The sequence below is a fragment of the Burkholderia sp. Ac-20344 genome, assembly GCF_017104975.1.
In the GTDB taxonomy this organism is placed as follows: Bacteria; Pseudomonadota; Gammaproteobacteria; order Burkholderiales; family Burkholderiaceae; genus Burkholderia.
Window position 1 is genome coordinate 57,446 of record NZ_JAAGPP010000005.1, and the last position, 15,161, is coordinate 72,606.

At 66.7% G+C, this 15,161-nt stretch carries 17 protein-coding genes; 9 read left to right on the forward strand and 8 right to left on the reverse strand.

Features of this window, described 5'->3' with window-relative positions:
• The first annotated feature begins 381 nt into the window (after positions 1-381).
• The 4 genes from G3N64_RS03080 to G3N64_RS03095 all read left to right on the forward strand — a co-directional run bounded on the left by G3N64_RS03080 (position 382) and on the right by G3N64_RS03095 (position 3,754).
• The gene (locus tag G3N64_RS03080; RefSeq protein WP_205782288.1) at positions 382-1,062 is read left to right on the forward strand and encodes a PspA/IM30 family protein; all 681 of its coding nucleotides are present in this window, start codon (positions 382-384) and stop codon (positions 1,060-1,062) included.
• Positions 1,063-1,152: 90 nt separating this feature from the next.
• A complete protein-coding gene (locus G3N64_RS03085; RefSeq protein ID WP_205782290.1) occupies positions 1,153-2,313 on the forward strand; it encodes a tetratricopeptide repeat protein in 1,161 nt (386 codons plus the stop codon).
• A gap of 231 nt (positions 2,314-2,544) precedes the next feature.
• Entirely contained in the window at positions 2,545-2,976 is a 432-nt protein-coding gene (mscL, locus tag G3N64_RS03090; RefSeq protein WP_006487991.1) for a large conductance mechanosensitive channel protein MscL, read from the forward strand.
• 331 nt (positions 2,977-3,307) lie between these two features.
• Positions 3,308-3,754, forward strand: a complete 447-nt coding sequence (locus tag G3N64_RS03095) for a hypothetical protein (protein ID WP_027784713.1) — start codon at positions 3,308-3,310, stop codon at positions 3,752-3,754.
• A gap of 66 nt (positions 3,755-3,820) precedes the next feature.
• On the opposite strand, the gene G3N64_RS03100 is transcribed toward G3N64_RS03095, so the two are convergent.
• Complete coding sequence (locus G3N64_RS03100) at positions 3,821-4,714, reverse strand: NAD(P)-dependent oxidoreductase (protein WP_205782292.1); 894 nt, start codon at positions 4,712-4,714, stop codon at positions 3,821-3,823.
• A 135-nt stretch (positions 4,715-4,849) separates the two neighbouring features.
• On the opposite strand from G3N64_RS03100, the gene G3N64_RS03105 reads away from it, so the two are divergent.
• Both G3N64_RS03105 and G3N64_RS03110 read left to right on the forward strand, forming a co-directional pair.
• On the forward strand, positions 4,850-5,059 hold the full coding sequence (locus G3N64_RS03105; RefSeq protein ID WP_021160372.1) for a dodecin: 210 nt from the start codon (positions 4,850-4,852) through the stop codon (positions 5,057-5,059).
• A gap of 220 nt (positions 5,060-5,279) precedes the next feature.
• Entirely contained in the window at positions 5,280-6,209 is a 930-nt protein-coding gene (locus tag G3N64_RS03110; protein ID WP_205782300.1) for a LysR substrate-binding domain-containing protein, read from the forward strand.
• 127 nt (positions 6,210-6,336) lie between these two features.
• Here the strand turns inward: G3N64_RS03110 and G3N64_RS03115 are convergent, their stop codons facing one another.
• Entirely contained in the window at positions 6,337-7,749 is a 1,413-nt protein-coding gene (locus G3N64_RS03115) for an 8-oxoguanine deaminase (RefSeq protein ID WP_205782306.1), read from the reverse strand.
• A gap of 509 nt (positions 7,750-8,258) precedes the next feature.
• Here G3N64_RS03115 and uraH point away from each other — a divergent pair.
• Positions 8,259-8,612: a hydroxyisourate hydrolase gene (uraH, locus tag G3N64_RS03120; protein WP_205782318.1), complete on the forward strand. Its 354-nt coding sequence runs from the start codon at positions 8,259-8,261 to the stop codon at positions 8,610-8,612.
• Positions 8,613-8,663: 51 nt separating this feature from the next.
• On the forward strand, positions 8,664-9,857 hold the full coding sequence (locus tag G3N64_RS03125; RefSeq protein ID WP_205782320.1) for a urate hydroxylase PuuD: 1,194 nt from the start codon (positions 8,664-8,666) through the stop codon (positions 9,855-9,857).
• A gap of 99 nt (positions 9,858-9,956) precedes the next feature.
• On the opposite strand, the gene G3N64_RS03130 is transcribed toward G3N64_RS03125, so the two are convergent.
• Positions 9,957-10,367 (reverse strand): ACT domain-containing protein, encoded by a 411-nt coding sequence (locus G3N64_RS03130; RefSeq protein ID WP_205782329.1) that lies wholly within the window; start codon positions 10,365-10,367, stop codon positions 9,957-9,959.
• Positions 10,368-10,479: 112 nt separating this feature from the next.
• The gene (locus tag G3N64_RS03135) at positions 10,480-10,884 is read right to left on the reverse strand and encodes a RidA family protein (protein ID WP_205782330.1); all 405 of its coding nucleotides are present in this window, start codon (positions 10,882-10,884) and stop codon (positions 10,480-10,482) included.
• Between the two features lie 151 nt (positions 10,885-11,035).
• Here G3N64_RS03135 and G3N64_RS03140 point away from each other — a divergent pair, with 151 nt between their 5' ends.
• Positions 11,036-12,001: a LysR family transcriptional regulator gene (locus G3N64_RS03140; protein WP_205782332.1), complete on the forward strand. Its 966-nt coding sequence runs from the start codon at positions 11,036-11,038 to the stop codon at positions 11,999-12,001.
• A gap of 81 nt (positions 12,002-12,082) precedes the next feature.
• On the opposite strand, the gene G3N64_RS03145 is transcribed toward G3N64_RS03140, so the two are convergent.
• The 4 genes from G3N64_RS03145 to puuE form a co-directional block, all read right to left on the reverse strand.
• Positions 12,083-12,595: an ureidoglycolate lyase gene (locus tag G3N64_RS03145; RefSeq protein WP_205782334.1), complete on the reverse strand. Its 513-nt coding sequence runs from the start codon at positions 12,593-12,595 to the stop codon at positions 12,083-12,085.
• A complete protein-coding gene (gene alc / locus G3N64_RS03150; protein ID WP_205782336.1) occupies positions 12,592-13,605 on the reverse strand; it encodes an allantoicase in 1,014 nt (337 codons plus the stop codon). Before alc ends, G3N64_RS03145 begins: the two co-directional genes overlap by 4 nt.
• Positions 13,606-13,666: 61 nt before the next feature.
• On the reverse strand, positions 13,667-14,188 hold the full coding sequence (gene uraD, locus G3N64_RS03155) for a 2-oxo-4-hydroxy-4-carboxy-5-ureidoimidazoline decarboxylase (RefSeq protein WP_205782342.1): 522 nt from the start codon (positions 14,186-14,188) through the stop codon (positions 13,667-13,669).
• On the reverse strand, positions 14,185-15,138 hold the full coding sequence (puuE, locus tag G3N64_RS03160; protein ID WP_205782345.1) for an allantoinase PuuE: 954 nt from the start codon (positions 15,136-15,138) through the stop codon (positions 14,185-14,187). Before puuE ends, uraD begins: the two co-directional genes overlap by 4 nt.
• Positions 15,139-15,161: the final 23 nt, after the last annotated feature.

The following is a 15,161-nucleotide window of genomic DNA, read 5'->3' on the forward strand; positions in this document are numbered from 1 at the left end:
GAGCAGGTGCAGCGTGATGCGGCTGTCACGTCGACAGACCCCGCCGCGCGGCGATCCGTTCCCGCGACGTGACAGCGCATTTTAATGAAATCGACCGGGTGCCTTCGCGATTTTTTGTAAAAATTCCCGCAATGGCGTGATTTGAGGAACGTATTGTCGGCATCCTCTGCCTATCATGGACACGCTATATGGCGCGCACTGCCGATTTTCTTTCAATCGCGAAAGGTTCGACATCCTGATGCGCAAGCCGCTTGAACTCGCGCGTTTAAGCCGTATTTAAGTGAAACGGTGGTGTAATATCCGCCGGCTCATGCGGGTCGGAACCGGCTCGCAACGGGCACTGCCGCGGTCGCGCGGCGCCTTTCAACCACGGAGGATTTCATGTCGCTTTTCGACTCTGTTTCGCGCACGATCAAAGGCCTGCTGAACGATGCGGCCGATTCGGTACAGGATCCGTCGCGCGACGCACGGCAGATCGTGCGGGAGCTCGACGACAGCATCGGCCGTGCCGAGAATTCGCTGATCGAGATCGAGGCACAGGTCGCGACCCAGCGCAGCAAGCGCGATGCGGCCGACGACAAGGTAAAGAAGTACGAGGACGGCGCGAAGCGCGCACTGCAGGCCGGCGACGAAACGCTCGCCCGCGAGGCGCTCGGCGCACAGTCGAACGCGGAAGCCGAGCGCGACGCACTCGCGTCCGAGCTGTCGACGCTCGAGCCGTCGGTCGACAAGCTGAAGGGGCAGATCGCCGACATGCGCCAGCGCCGCAACGACCTGAATGCGCGCTCGAACATCCTGCAGGCCAAGCAGGAAATCGCGCAGGCGAAGGACGTCGCGGCAAGCGCCTTGGGCGGCATCGGCGGCAAGAACCTGTCGGAGGACTTCCAGAAACTCGAGGACAAGGTCGCGCTGCAGAATGCACGTTCGGACGCACGCCTGAATTCGGCCGATACGTCGAGCGGCAAGGCGCTCGACGACAAGCTCGCCGCGCTGAACAAGGGCCCGTCGGTCGAGGATCGCCTCGCCGCGCTGAAGAAGCAGCTCGACACGCCCGCGCAGTAACGGTAATTGCGGGCAACCGCGCCGCCGCCCGCCCCGGGCGTGCGGCGCGAACCGATCGTCAGGAGACGGGCGCCTGCGCCCGGTTCGACCATGAAGAAATCTCTCGCCGCACTCGGCCTCTCGCTGATGTTGCTGTCGTCCGCCGCGTTTGCGGTCCCGTCGCTGCAGCAGGTCGAGCAGTCGATCGCGCAACGCAACTGGCAGCAAGCCGACACGCAGCTGTCGCAAGTCATCGACGCCCATCCGAACAACGCGCACGCACGCTACCTGTACGCGCAGGTGCTGGATCGCGAGGGCCGCGCATCCGACGCACTCGCACAGCTGCAGCGCGCGAAGTCGCTCGATCCGCAACTGAAGTTCACCGACGCGTCGCGCTTCGCGCAGACGGAGTCGCGCATCCGCGCCGACGCCGCGCGCGTGAGCGGCAATGCGCCGTCGGCCGCGCAGGCCGGCACGCTGCAATCGTCGCTCGCGCCCGCTGTCGCGCCGGCCGAAAAACACGGCCCGTCGACCGGCATGTGGATCGGCCTCGGGCTGATCGTCGCGGTGATCGCGCTGGTGCTGCGCTGGACGCTGCGGCGCGCGCGCACGGCCGACGACAGCCGCGCCGACGACGAACGCCGCACGCAGCTCAAGCGTGCCACCGACGTGCTGAACGACATCCGCCCGCTGAAACTCGACGCGAAGCTGTCGACGGCGCCCGGCGCCGCGGCGCTCACGGGCGAACTCGAAGCGATCGAGACCGATGCGCGCACGCTCGTCGAGGCGCTGTCGAACGGCAAGAATCCGGTGCCGCCGTATCGCGTCGATGAACTCGAGCAGCGCCATGCGAGCGTGAAGGCACGCGTCGAAGGCCGTCCCGATCCAGCCGTGCAACCGGCGGCACCGGCGAACGGCAGCGGCTCCGTGTATGCGCAGGAAGCCGATCGCATGACGGGCGCGCAAGGCCAGCCGTATCCGCAGCAGCCCTACCCGCAACAGCAACCGCCGGTGGTGATCCAGCAAGGCGGCGGCGGTTTCGGCGGCGGCATGGGCGGGCTGCTGACCGGCGTCCTGCTCGGCGAAGCGATGTCGGGCGGCCGCGAGCGCGTGGTCGAACGCGACGTGATCGTCGACGGCGAGCACCGGCGGCAAGAGAACGACCCGGGCTTCGACCTCGGCCGCGGCGATGCGTCGAACTGGAGCGACGGCAACGGCGGCGGTATGGATCTCGGCAGCAACGACGACGGCTGGACCGACGACAACACCTGACACCGCGCAGCGCGTCGACGCACCCGCGACGCACTGCAGCGCACGCCACGCTTCCCTGCATGCCGGCCGCGCCGACGCGCGGATTTGTCAATCATTTCAAGATGGGCTACCGGCAATGGGGAGCGTTCGCTATCATGCGGCCATCGGCGTGCCACCGACCCTCATTCGACGCTCTGTACCCCTGCGCGTCGCGGCACGCCTCCCCTCGCCCCAACCAGGAGAAAGCCGCTCATGAGCATCATCAAGGAATTCAAGGAGTTCGCCGTCAAGGGCAACGTCATGGATCTCGCCGTCGGCGTGATCATCGGCGGCGCGTTCTCGAAGATCGTCGACTCGGTCGTGAAAGACCTCATCATGCCGGTCATCGGCGTGCTGACGGGCGGTCTGGATTTCTCGAACAAGTTCGTTCTGCTCGGCACCATCCCCCCGACGTTCAAGGGTAATCCCGATTCGTTCAAGGACCTGCAGGCCGCGGGTGTCGCCGCGTTCGGCTACGGCTCGTTCATCACCGTCGCGATCAATTTCGTCATCCTGGCGTTCATCATTTTCCTGATGGTGAAATTCATCAACAAGCTGCGCAAGCCGGAAGAAGCCGCGCCGGCCGCGACGCCGGAAGACACCGTGCTGCTGCGCGAGATCCGCGATTCGCTGAAGCAGCGCTGAGCATCGAGCGCCCCGCGTGCCAGGCCCGCCCCGTGCGGGCCTTTTTATTGCGCGCGATGCACCGCCGCATGCGGCGTGTCTCATTTTTTTGTGACCGGCGAATGCACGCGCGCGGAAAGCAGGTCTATGATGGAGACTAAACGACAGTACGGGCGCCAAGACGCTGGCTGTGTCGATCATGGCGAGCAGGTCGACGGGAGACATTGATCGTCGTACTGCACGAAGGCAGCATTTTCGTGTGCTATAAAGGATCGACATGCGGCGTACATAGCCGGGAGTGGGTCGCATGAAAGTGCCGCATTTCTTGCAATTGTTTTTGAGGCGAGTGTTTATGTCCTTCCCGAAAAAACGTCGGCGTGCCCAGCAGGATGGCCAGGAGTCATTCCTCGCGGTATTGCGCCACTCGAAACCGTTTGCCCAGCTCGACACCAAGATTGCACGCGCCCGTGCGCAGGACGAACCTGTCCTGTACGCACATGTGCTGCCCGGTCTCGACGTGCTCCTGTGCAGCGTGCGCGGCGCCCAGCCGCCCTATCCGGCCATCGCCGAGCTGCGCAAGCGTTGCATCGAATCGATCGCCAACGCGCTCGAGCAGCCGCTGGACGGCCTCGAGAACGGCGGTTATTGGTACGAAGCAAACGGCTTCGGCTTCCTCGTGTTCGCCAGCCGTGCGCGTGCGCGCATCCTGCCCGAGTTTGGTGCAGGCACGAAAGCGAGCCTGCGCGGCGGGCTCGGCCGCCAGAACGCCGGCGACACGACACCACGCTCCCTCGGCTGATCAGCCTGCCATTCGATGGGCCGCCTCCGGGCGGCCCATCTGCCATTCACGCGCCCCGCTTGCCCGTCACGATGCCGGCTGACGCCCGTTGCCGGGCCGCACGATGTCGATGAACGCGGCGAAATCGGCGCCGGCGAGCCCTTGCGCGGCGCCGAGCCGCAGCACCTGCTGCACGGTGGCCGACACGGGCATCACCGCGCCCGTGTCGCGCGCCGCGTCGGCGATCGCATCGACGTCCTTCTGGAACGTGCTGAGTGCGCCGATCGGCGGATGGCCGCCCGACGTCATGCGTGGCACGAACGTCTGCAGCAATACCGAATCGGCCCAGCCGCCGGCCAGCGCTTCGGCCAGGCGAGCGGCATCGATACCGCTCGCCTGCGCGAGCCCAACCGCCTCGGCGATCGCGGTCACCGTCGCGGTGACGATCGCCTGGTTGCACAGCTTCGCCGTCTGCCCCGCGCCCGCGTCGCCCATATGCGTGATGCGCGACGCGTACGTGTCGATCAGCGGCCGCACCGCGTCGAGATCCGCCGCGCGGCCGCCGGCCATCACCGCGAGCGTGCCGGCCTGCGCGCCGGGCACGCCGCCCGATACGGGCGCATCGATCCAGCCGACGCCGAGCGCAGCCGCGCGCGCCGCGTAATCACGCGTCGCGGCAGGCGGGATGCTCGAATGATCGACGATGCGCTGCAGGCGACGCGCAGCGGCGTCGCCGGAGAGCAGCCCGTGCGCGCCGTATGCGACGTCGCCCACCGCACGGCCGTCGAGCACGCACACGAATACCGTATCGACGCGCTCCGCGAGTTCGCGCGGCGTGGCGACCACCTGCGCGCCGTCCTTCACGAGTGCCTCGGCCTTGTCGCGCGAGCGATTCCACACGCTGACGCGATGCCCGGCCGCCAGCAAATGCCGAATCATCGGCGCGCCCATCAATCCCGGTCCGCAAAATCCGACTTCCACGATGTTCCTCGTCTCCGATATGGGTTGAACTTGCCGCCCATCATACCTATCACTCAAGAAGCCGGACACGCGCGGCGCCGCTTCGGGACCACGGCTTGCACCGGCAATCCATACCGATATCCCAGGGAGCGCATCATGAGCGACCACGTGTACAAGATGATCGAGCTGACCGGTTCGTCACAGCAATCGAGCGACGACGCCATCCGCAACGCGATCTCGAAAGCCGGCAAGACGCTGCACAACCTGCACTGGTTCCAGGTGACCGAAACGCGCGGTCACATCGAAGGCGACCAGGTCGTTCACTGGCAGGTCACGCTGAAGGTCGGCATGCGCATCGACGACTGACGCGCACATCGCATCACCCGCCGCGCCGCGATCCGGATCCGCTCGTCGCGCATCCGCGCGGCGCCGCGCGCTTCACATCGCCCCCGGCCGGGCCCCTTGTCGCGGCCCGGCCGGCGGGTGCCTGCGGGTATCCATCTCTTGACGCTGGCCCGGCTTCATATTAAAAACGATATACCCCCATACCCCCTCGATCAGCCCGGACATATAACCTGGAGATATCATGAGTCAGCAACGCGAGGCGATCGACACGTACCTCTTGCGCGTCTTGCACACCTTGTTGATGGAGCGCAGCGTCACGCGCGCGGCCGTCAAACTGAACCAGTCGCAACCGGCGATCAGCGCCGCGCTGCGGCGCCTGCGCGACATCACCGGCGATCCGCTGCTGGTGCGCGGCAAGTCCGGCATGGTGCCGACCGAATATGGGCTGCGTCTGCTCGAGCCCGTGCAGAACGCGCTGCGTGAAATCGAGCGCATCAAGTTCCAGCAGCACAACTTCGACCCGGCCACGTCGATCCGCTGCTACCGGATCGGCTGCCCCGACTACCTGAACGTGCTGTTCGTGCCGACCGTCGTCGAGCGCTTCCGCCTGGCCGCGCCGAACGCGACGCTCGAATTCCATTCGCTCGGTCCCGCGTTCGACTACGAGCTCGCGCTGGAGGACGGCAAGCTCGACATCGTCGTCGGCAACTGGCCCGAACCGCCCGAGCAGCTGCACCTGTCGAACCTGTTCGTCGACGAAATCGTCTGCCTGATGAGCAACACGCACCCGTTCGCGAAGCGCGGCGGGCTCACGCTCGACCAGTACCTGAACGCACCGCATCTCGCGCCGACGCCTTACTCGGTCGGCCAGCGCGGCGCGATCGACGTGCATCTCGCGCGCGAACGGCTCAAGCGCCACGTGGTCGTCACGCTGCCGTACTTCAATCTCGCGCCTTACGTGCTCGTGAAGTCCGACCTGATCTTCACGACGACGCGCCTGTTCGCCGATCACTACGCGAAGTTCCTGCCGCTGTCGGTCGTGCCGGCGCCGCTCGACTTCCCGCCGATGCAGTACTACCAGCTGTGGCACGAGCGCTGCCACTACTCCGACGAAGTGCGCTGGCTGCGCAGCCTCGTCGCCGAAGCCACCCGCACGCTGATCGAGACGTAATCGCGCACGACGCGGGCGCCGGCCATGCCGCTGCCGCGTGGCCCGGCGCAATGCGTGCGTGTGGCGGCCACGGCCGCCGCCGCGCGCCCGATCCGCAGCGCGCGAGCGCGACCTTCACGCCGACGCGTCAGCGCGACGCCTCCACGAGTGCCTGCGCCAGCGCGTTATGACGCGCGATGACGGGCGGCAGGTCGAGCGTCGCCAGCCGCCCTTCCCGCACCACCACCTTCCCGTTCACCACCGTGTACGCGGTCTGCGACGGCGCGCAGAACACGAGCGCCGCGACCGGATCGTGCAGCGCGCCCGCGAACAGCGGCTGGCGCAGGTCGAACGCAGCGAAGTCCGCGGCCATGCCGGGCTTCAGCGCGCCGATATCGTCGCGGTTCAGCACCTTCGCCCCGCCGAGCGTCGCGATCTCGAGCGCTTCGCGCGCGGTCATCGCATCGGGCCCGAAACCGACCCGTTGCAGCAGCAGCGCCTGCCGCACTTCCACGACCATCTGCGCGCCGTCGTTCGATGCCGAGCCGTCGACGCCGAGACCGACCGGCACGCCCGCGAGACGCATCTTCTTCACCGGCGCGATACCCGACGCGAGCCGCATGTTCGAGCACGGACAGTGCGCGACACCCGTGCCGGTGCGCGCGAACAGGCCGATGCCCGCATCGTCGAGCTGCACGCAGTGCGCATGCCACACGTCGTGGCCGACCCAGCCGAGATCTTCCGCATATTCGGCCGGCGTCATCCCGAACTTCTCGCGGCTGTACGCGATGTCGTTGACGTTCTCCGCGAGGTGCGTGTGCAGCGACACGCCGTATTCGCGCGCGAGCACGGCCGCGTCGCGCATCAGCTCGCGGCTCACCGAGAACGGCGAGCATGGCGCGACGACCACGCGCAGCATCGCGTAGCGCCCTTCGTCGTGATAGGTCTCGATCAGGCGCTGCGTGTCGCGCAGGATGTCGGGCTCGCGCTCGACGACCGAATCGGGCGGCAGCCCGCCGTCGCGCTGGCCGACGCTCATCGCACCGCGGCTCGCGTGAAACCGCATGCCGATCCGCTGCGCGGCGCCGATGCTGTCGTCGAGGCGGCTGCCGTTCGGGTAGATGTACAGGTGGTCGCTCGACGTCGTGCAGCCCGACTGCAGCAGCTCGGCCATCGCGGTGAGCGTCGACACCTCGATCATCTCGGGCGTCAGGTGCGCCCAGATCCGGTACAGGTTCGTGAGCCAGCCGAACAGTTCGGCGTTCTGCGCGGCCGGCACCGCGCGCGTGAGGCTCTGGTACATGTGGTGGTGCGTGTTCACGAGCCCCGGGATCACGAGGTGGCCGCGCAGGTCGAGCACCTCGTCGGCCGTATCGGGCAGTCCAGCGGTCGGGCCGACCGCGACGATCCGGTTGTCTTCGATGTAGAGCCCCGCGTCGCGCAGCTCGCGGCGCGTGTCGTCCATGGTCACGAGCACGTCGGCGTGCTTGACCAGCAGGGTTTTCGGGCGGGATGAGGAAGGGTTCGGCGCGCGTGCGCCAGCGTGCTGCTCGAGGTTCATGCGTTCTCCGCGTCGGTCTGCCCCAGGGGCGGATCCTGGGGACGGTCACACAGCCGTTCGAACGCTGAATCGCGGCACGCTCCGGTGCCAGCGTCCGTTCGAACGCCCTGGCCCGGTTACCCGGCGTGCTCGCCGTCTTCGGGGTACGCGCGGGCCATCGGCCGACGCGCACGGCGGGAGGATCGCCCAAGCGCGCGCCGCACACAATGCGCGATCCGGAATACCGCGCTTCACAGATTCGATATGGTACCCGCGCAACGCCTTGCCGAGTGCCCGACACGCCTGCCGCAAGCCGTATCCGGCGGGCCGTCGACAGCCGCTCATGCGCGGCGCATTATCTTTGATATCGCGCCCGTATTTGCGCGGGGAACCTTTTTACAATGCCTGCACGGCGCTCGCTTCAATCTCGCCGACGGGTATGTAGCCACGTGACGTGGAGCCTCGATCCGCCGCACAGTCAATGGATCGGGTCGCCGCCGAACCTCGCATTCACACAAGGACAATTGCGAATGGGAAAGCTCACTACCCACGTACTCGATACGGCGCACGGCCGTCCCGGCGCTGCCATCAAGGTGGACCTCTACGCGCTGGACGGCGAATCGCGCCGCGCGATCAAGACCGTGCTGACCAATAGCGACGGCCGCTGCGACGAACCCCTGCTCGAAGGCGCCGCGCTTGCCGCCGGCGAATACGAACTCGTGTTCCATGCCGGCGACTACTTCGCGTCGCACGGCGTGAAGGTGCCCGAACCCCGTTTCGTCGACCGCGTCGTGCTCCGCTTCGGCATCGCCGACACCGGCTCGCACTACCACGTGCCGCTGCTCGTGTCGCCGTGGTCGTACAGCACCTATCGCGGCAGCTGACATACGCATCGGCGCCCGCATCAAGACAAAATCTGAGTCTGGAGGAGTTTCATGGAAGGCTTCATCACCGACTGGCTGAACCTCGCGCTGCGATGGCTGCACGTCATCGTCGCCATCGCGTGGATCGGCGAGTCGTTCTATTTCGTCGCGCTCGACAACAGCCTGAAACCGCCGACGGACCCGAACCAGCGCAAGCGCGGTGTGTTCGGCGAGCTGTGGCACGTCCACGGCGGCGGCTTCTACAACATGCAGAAGTACACGGTCGCTCCGCCGGAAATGCCGGATGACCTGCACTGGTCGAAGTGGCCGTCGTACACGACCTGGCTGTCGGGCTTCTCGCTGTTCTTCGTGCTGTACCTGCTCGCGCCGAACACGTACCTGATCGACAAGAGCGTGCTCGACATGGGCCCGGTGGTCGCCGTCGCCTCCGCACTCGGCTTCCTCGCGGCAGGCTGGATCGTCTACGACTCGCTGTGCCGCATCCTCGGCACCAACGACCGTGTGCTCGGCATCTGCGTCGGCCTCTACGTGGTCGCCGCCGCGTACCTCGCGTGCCACATCTTCGCGGGTCGTGCCGCGTACCTGATCGTCGGCGCAATGCTCGCGACGATCATGTCGGCGAACGTGTTCTTCGTGATCATCCCCGGCCAGCGCAAGATGGTCGACAAGATGCTCAAGGGTGAAGAGCCGAACCCGATCTACGGCAAGCGCGGCAAGCAGCGCTCGGTGCACAACACGTACTTCACGCTGCCGGTCGTGTTCGCGATGCTGTCGAACCACTATGCGATGACGTACACGAACAAGTTCAACTGGGTCGTGCTCGTGCTGATCATGCTGGCCGGCGCGCTGATCCGCCAGTTCTTCGTGATGCGCCACCGCGGCAAGCAGCTGTGGTACCTGCCGATCGGCGGCGTCGCACTGCTGGCAGGCGCACTGGTCTGGACGACGCCGAAGCCGGTCGCGCCGGAAGCGCAGGCCGCGAACGCGCCGAAGGTCGTGATCAACGACATCATGCCGATCCTGCAGCAACGCTGCGTCGAGTGCCACTCGTCGAAGCCGACGCTGATGGGCAGCGCCCCCGCGGGCGTGATGTTCGACACGCCGGATGAAGTGTCGAAGAACGCGCAGCGTATCTACGAGCAGGCCGTGCGCCTGAAGGCGATGCCGATCGGCAACGTCACGCACATGACCGACGACGAGCGGACGAAGCTCGCCGCCTGGTTCGAGGGTGGCGCGAACAAGTAAGCCGCCGTGCGCCCGGGGTCGTTTTCCGGCGCACTCCTCTCCGTTCGCGGGCCCGGTGACGGGCCCGTTCTTTTGCGTGTTTCGGATGCCCTTCGTGCTTCAGCCGCGCATCGCGTCGCGCTGGAGTGCGACGAGCGCATCGAGCGCACGCGGGCCGTCGTCGAACGGCACGAAGATGTGATCGTGACATGCGGCCGCCATCACGTTGCAGCTGATGCCGGCCGCGCCGAGCGCCCGCGCGAACGCCGCCGTAAGGCCGACGGCCGCGAGGTCGGAATGCACGGTCAGCGTGATCCACGCGGCACGGAACAGCACGGGCCAGCCGCGACGCGCGGCCGTCTCCTCGTCGACGACGACCGTCAGTCCTTCCGCTTCACGAAACGTCGCGATCGCTTCGGATAACGATACGTCTGCATCGAGCGGCAGCGATACGAATGCGAATGCCCCCGGATGCAGTTCGGGCTGCATCGTGCGCAGCAGGATCGCGAGGTCGTTTTCAGGTTGGCTCATCGGAGGAACCCGCCCGGAGTCGGGCATCGTGCGGTGGAGATGCGGGCACGATAGCACGCGCCGACGCCAACGCTACGCGCGAAGCATCGCGCCGTGATGCGCGCCGCCCCGCTCACCCGTCGACCGTCTCCGCCAGCCGCGCGATCGCCTTGATCTCGAACTGGAACCCATACAGCCAGGTCACGCCGACGGCAGTCAGCGTCGGATACGGCGCGTCGCCCCAGTATTCAGGGACGATCTCCCAGATCCGCTCGAACGTCGCTTCGGGGTCGACGAGAAACACCGTCACGTCGACGACGTCGTCGAACGTGCAGCCCGCCGCGCGCAGCACCGCATTCAGGTTGTCGAACGCGCGGCGGACCTGCACGCCCAGTTCCGGCTCGGGCGAGCCGTCCTCGCGGCTGCCGACCTGCCCGGACACGAACAGGAAGCCGTTCGAGCGCAGCGCCGGCGAATAGCGGTTGCGGTCGTACAGTGCCTGGCGACCCGGCGGAAAAACCACGCTACGCTTTACCATCCCATACCTCCTTCGGTTTGTGGGGCGAAATCGCCCCGGCATCAACGATGAAGGCACTTTAAGATCCGTTGCACGGCGGATAAACCGGCAACCCTGTCCAACACTGTTTGCACGTCCCAAACAATTCCGACCGACGCGGAGCCCTGACCCGATGGATCGATTCGACGCAATGCAGGCGTTCGCCCGCGTGGTGGAAGCCGGCAGCTTCACGAAGGCAGCCGACACGCTGCACATGAGCCGCACCACCGTCACGCAACTCGTGCAGCAGCTCGAAGCGCGGCTGCGCGTGAAGCTGTTCAACCGCACGACGCGCAAGGTCGTCGTCACTGCGGACGGCGCCGCGTACTACGACCGCGTCGTGCGGCTGCTGGCCGACATGGACGATGCCGAAACGAGCCTGTCCGCAGCGTCCGCGTCGCCCCGCGGGCGGCTGCGCGTGGACGTGCCGAGCCCGTTCGCGCGCCTGATCCTGATCCCCGCGCTGCCCGCGTTCCATGCACGCTATCCGGACATCCAGCTCGACATGGGTGTGAGCGACCGCGTGGTGGACGTGATCGGCGAAAACGTCGACTGCGTCGTGCGCGGCGGCGAACCGACCGACCGCGCGCTGGTCGCGCGCCACGTCGGCGATCTGCGGCTCGGCGTGTACGCGTCGCCGGCCTATCTCGCGCGCGCCGGCACGCCGACTCAGCCGGACGAACTGGAGGACTCGCATCACCGGATCGTCGGTTTTCTGTGGGCGCGTACCGGCAAGGCGCTGCCGTTTGCGATGGCATGCGACGGCGAGCAGATCACCGTGCGCGGACGCTACGTGCTCGCGGTCGACGACGGCAATGCGTACCTCGAGGCCGGCCTCGCCGGGCTCGGCATTCTGTGGCTGCCCGACTACATGGCCGGCGCGCATCGCGCCCGTGGCGAACTGGTGCCGCTGTTCGAGCGATGGCAGCTCGAACCGATGCCGATGTACGTCGCGTTCCCGCCAAACCGGCACGTCAGCGCAAAGCTGCGCGTCTTCATCGACTGGGTCGCCGAGCTGATGGCGCAGCATGCGCCGGTCGCGAACCGGCGTCGCGGCACCGGCGGCTCGCGCGACACGCGCAAAACCGCGGCGACCTGAACCGCGCGGAACCGGCGGCACATAAAAAAACCCGCGCACGATGCGCGGGTTTCGACAAGCGATGGCGGAAACGCCAGTGACTCAGGCGGTCAGCGCGTGCAGCGCGTCGTCGGTGAGCCACAGCGATTCCTGCAGGTCCTGCTCGTTCAGGTTCAGGCCGTCGCCGCCGCGATCGATGACGATGAAGTCGCTGACGCCGCCGAGCGCGATCAGCGGGTGATGCCACACGCCCTTCGCGTAGTTGACGCCCTGCCACCCGCTCGTCACGAACGCGCGGATCTTCGCCGGATCGAGATCGCCGGCGGGCGCCACGACGACGAGATACGGCTGGTCGTTCAGCGGCACGAAGGCCTGGCTGCCGAGCGGGTGCCGCTCCAGCATCTTCACTTCGAACGGCAGCGTGCGCGGCTGGCCGCGGAACAGGTTGACGAGCGTGCGGCCGTCTTCATCGGTCACGTCGACCTTCGCGAGATCGTGAAAGCGGATCGTGGTGCCGAGGTTGATCGGGATCTGCTTCGCCCCTTCCGTTTCGATCACGTCGCCGAACGGCGCGAACGCTTCCCGGGTCAGCGGTTCGATGGCAAGCGTCTTCATTTGTCGAGCGTCCCCCACAGACGCAGGCGCGACACGCCGCCGTCCGGAATGATGTTCAGTCGCACGTGCGTGACGGGGCCGAGCGACGCGATGTCATGTTCGAAGTAGTGCTGCTTGTCCATCTGCAGCTTCTGCTCGCCGAGCAGCACCGGCCAGAACATCGACTGCGTGATCAGCGAGCTGTCCGTGCCACCCGACACGTACGCGGCCTGGATCGAGCAGCGGTCCGGATAGTTGCCCTTGAAGAACGCGGTATCGACTTCGATCTTGCGGATCACGCCCGGCTGCGCAAGCGCGATGATCGCCCAGTCGTTGCCCGGTTCGCGGCGGCGGCGGGTTTCCCAGCCGTCACCCATGTTCACGCCGCGGCCCGGCAGCAGCAGGTTCGACGCGACGCCGAAGTGCTGGTTGTTCGCGGCCACCACGTAACCGCCGTTTTCCATCGCCGCGAGATCGAACTGCTCGGTCGCGCTCGCGCCGGCCCAGTCGAGCTGCGGCTGGCCGTACACGCGCAGGCGTGCAATGCCGCCATCCGGGTAGATGTTCACGCGCAGGTGCGTGAACGCACGCGCGTCGCCCGCTTCGACGTAGTGATGGCTGTTGCCCTGCAGCGTCGTCGACGGCACGATCTCGACCCACTCGGTCGCCTGCGTCGGCGCGCCGTCGGCCACGAACGCGGCCTCGATCGACGCGGCCGGCGGGAAGTTGCCGGTGAAGTGGCTCGTGTCGATGTCGAAGCCCTTGATCACGCCCGGGCGCGCGAGCTTGACGATGCACCAGTCGTAGCCCGTCGTGCGCTTGCGGCGCGTCTCCCAGCCGTCCATCCACTTGCCGTGGTCGTCGTACTTGCCGGGGATGAAGACGGCCGGCTCGGGGTTCAGCATCCGGTCCTTCGGCGCGAAGAAATCGTCGCTGGCTTCGAGCGCCTGCGCACCGAGACGCGGGTCGGCAAGATTCACGTAGCGCCGCGTGAAGTCGGGAGCGTTGGGATCGAGAAGCGGAACAGCCATGAAGTTTCCTTGTTTCAGTGATGCGATCAGGCCGCTGCGACACAGCAGGCCGTATGCGGTGTCAGGCGTCGATCAGGTCGTCGAGGCGAAAGCGCGCGATCCGGTAGATCTGGTCGAGGCTCGCCCGCAGTTCCTCGGTGCGCGAATGATTCACGCGCGACTCGAAGTTCGCGATGATGCCGTGCCGGTCGTAGCCGCGCACCGCGAGGATGAACGGGAAGCCGAATTTCTCGCGATACGTGCGGTTCAGCGTCAGCAGCTTGTCGAACTCTTCCTGCGTGCACTGGTCGAGGCCCGCGCCGCTCTGCTCGCGCGTCGACTCGGCCGTCAGTTCGCCGCGCACGGCGGCCTTGCCGGCCAGCTCCGGGTGAGCGTTGATCAGCGCGAGCTGGCGCACTTCGCCGCCCGTTTCCACGGCGCCCGCCATCGTCTTGTGCAGCGCGTCGATGCTCGCGAACGGCCGCTCGCCCGCCGCGACTTCGGCCACCCACGGCGAATGTTCGAAGATCCCCGACAGCGCCGCGACAAATGCGCTCGGCGCCATCGTGTTCAGTTGATCCAACGTGTAGCGCATCGCCTTCATGCTTTCCCTTCGTCTCGATGATTGGGCTGATACGGATGATGTTCACGCCAGTGACGCGCGATATCGACACGGCGCGTCACCCATACGCGATCGTGCTTCTCGATGTGATCGAGGAAACGCTGCAGCCCGCGGAACCGGCCCGGCCGGCCGAGCAGCCGGCAGTGCATGCCGATCGACAGCATCTTCGGCGCCTCGTCGCCCTCCGCGTACAGCACGTCGAACGCGTCGCGCAGGTAATCGAAGAAGTGATCGCCGGTATTGAAGCCCTGCGGCGTCGCGAAGCGCATGTCGTTCGTGTCGAGCGTGTACGGCACGATCAGCTGCGGCGACTTCTTGCCGCCCGACACTTCGACGTCCATCCAGAACGGCAGGTCGTCGCCGTAGTTGTCGGAGTCGTACAGGAAGCCGCCGTATTCCGCGACCAGGCGGTGCGTATTGGGGCTGTCGCGGCCGGTATACCAGCCGAGCGGACGCTCGCCCGTCACGCGCTCGATCGCTTCCATCCCGAGGCGCATGTGCTCGGCCTCGAGCTCCGGCGTCATGCTCTGGTAGTGGATCCAGCGCCAGCCGTGGCACGCGATTTCATGGCCCAGCTCGACGAACGCGCGCGCGAGCTCCGGGTGGCGCTCGATCGCCATCCCGACGCCGAATACCGTCAGCGGCATCCCACGCTTCTCGAATTCGCGCAGGATCCGCCATACGCCGGCCCGCGACCCGTATTCGTAGATCGACTCCATGCTCATGTGGCGATCGGGATACGCGGCCGCGCCGACGATTTCGGACAGGAACTGCTCGGAGCCCGGATCGCCGTGCAGCACGCAGTTCTCGCCGCCCTCCTCGTAGTTCAGCACGAATTGCACGGCGACGCGGGCGCGCCCCGGCCAGTTCGCCTGAACGGGATGGCGGCCGTAGCCGATCAGGTCGCGAGGATAGTTGGGATCGAGTGACATGGTTCGAAGTGCGGCGAAGGCTC

Bases quoted from the DNA above. Each gene is read 5' to 3' on its own strand.
- G3N64_RS03145 (WP_205782334.1), bottom strand. From the start codon at position 12,595: ATGAAGACGCTTGCCATCGAACCGCTGACCCGGGAAGCGTTCGCGCCG.
- uraH (WP_205782318.1), top strand. From the start codon at position 8,259: ATGGGAAAGCTCACTACCCACGTACTCGATACGGCGCACGGCCGTCCC.
- G3N64_RS03135 (WP_205782330.1), bottom strand. From the start codon at position 10,884: ATGGTAAAGCGTAGCGTGGTTTTTCCGCCGGGTCGCCAGGCACTGTAC.
- G3N64_RS03115 (WP_205782306.1), bottom strand. From the start codon at position 7,749: ATGAACCTCGAGCAGCACGCTGGCGCACGCGCGCCGAACCCTTCCTCA.
- G3N64_RS03085 (WP_205782290.1), top strand. From the start codon at position 1,153: ATGAAGAAATCTCTCGCCGCACTCGGCCTCTCGCTGATGTTGCTGTCG.
- G3N64_RS03110 (WP_205782300.1), top strand. From the start codon at position 5,280: ATGAGTCAGCAACGCGAGGCGATCGACACGTACCTCTTGCGCGTCTTG.
- alc (WP_205782336.1), bottom strand. From the start codon at position 13,605: ATGGCTGTTCCGCTTCTCGATCCCAACGCTCCCGACTTCACGCGGCGC.
- G3N64_RS03080 (WP_205782288.1), top strand. From the start codon at position 382: ATGTCGCTTTTCGACTCTGTTTCGCGCACGATCAAAGGCCTGCTGAAC.
- G3N64_RS03105 (WP_021160372.1), top strand. From the start codon at position 4,850: ATGAGCGACCACGTGTACAAGATGATCGAGCTGACCGGTTCGTCACAG.
- G3N64_RS03095 (WP_027784713.1), top strand. From the start codon at position 3,308: ATGTCCTTCCCGAAAAAACGTCGGCGTGCCCAGCAGGATGGCCAGGAG.
- mscL (WP_006487991.1), top strand. From the start codon at position 2,545: ATGAGCATCATCAAGGAATTCAAGGAGTTCGCCGTCAAGGGCAACGTC.
- G3N64_RS03130 (WP_205782329.1), bottom strand. From the start codon at position 10,367: ATGAGCCAACCTGAAAACGACCTCGCGATCCTGCTGCGCACGATGCAG.
- uraD (WP_205782342.1), bottom strand. From the start codon at position 14,188: ATGAAGGCGATGCGCTACACGTTGGATCAACTGAACACGATGGCGCCG.
- G3N64_RS03125 (WP_205782320.1), top strand. From the start codon at position 8,664: ATGGAAGGCTTCATCACCGACTGGCTGAACCTCGCGCTGCGATGGCTG.
- G3N64_RS03140 (WP_205782332.1), top strand. From the start codon at position 11,036: ATGGATCGATTCGACGCAATGCAGGCGTTCGCCCGCGTGGTGGAAGCC.
- puuE (WP_205782345.1), bottom strand. From the start codon at position 15,138: ATGTCACTCGATCCCAACTATCCTCGCGACCTGATCGGCTACGGCCGC.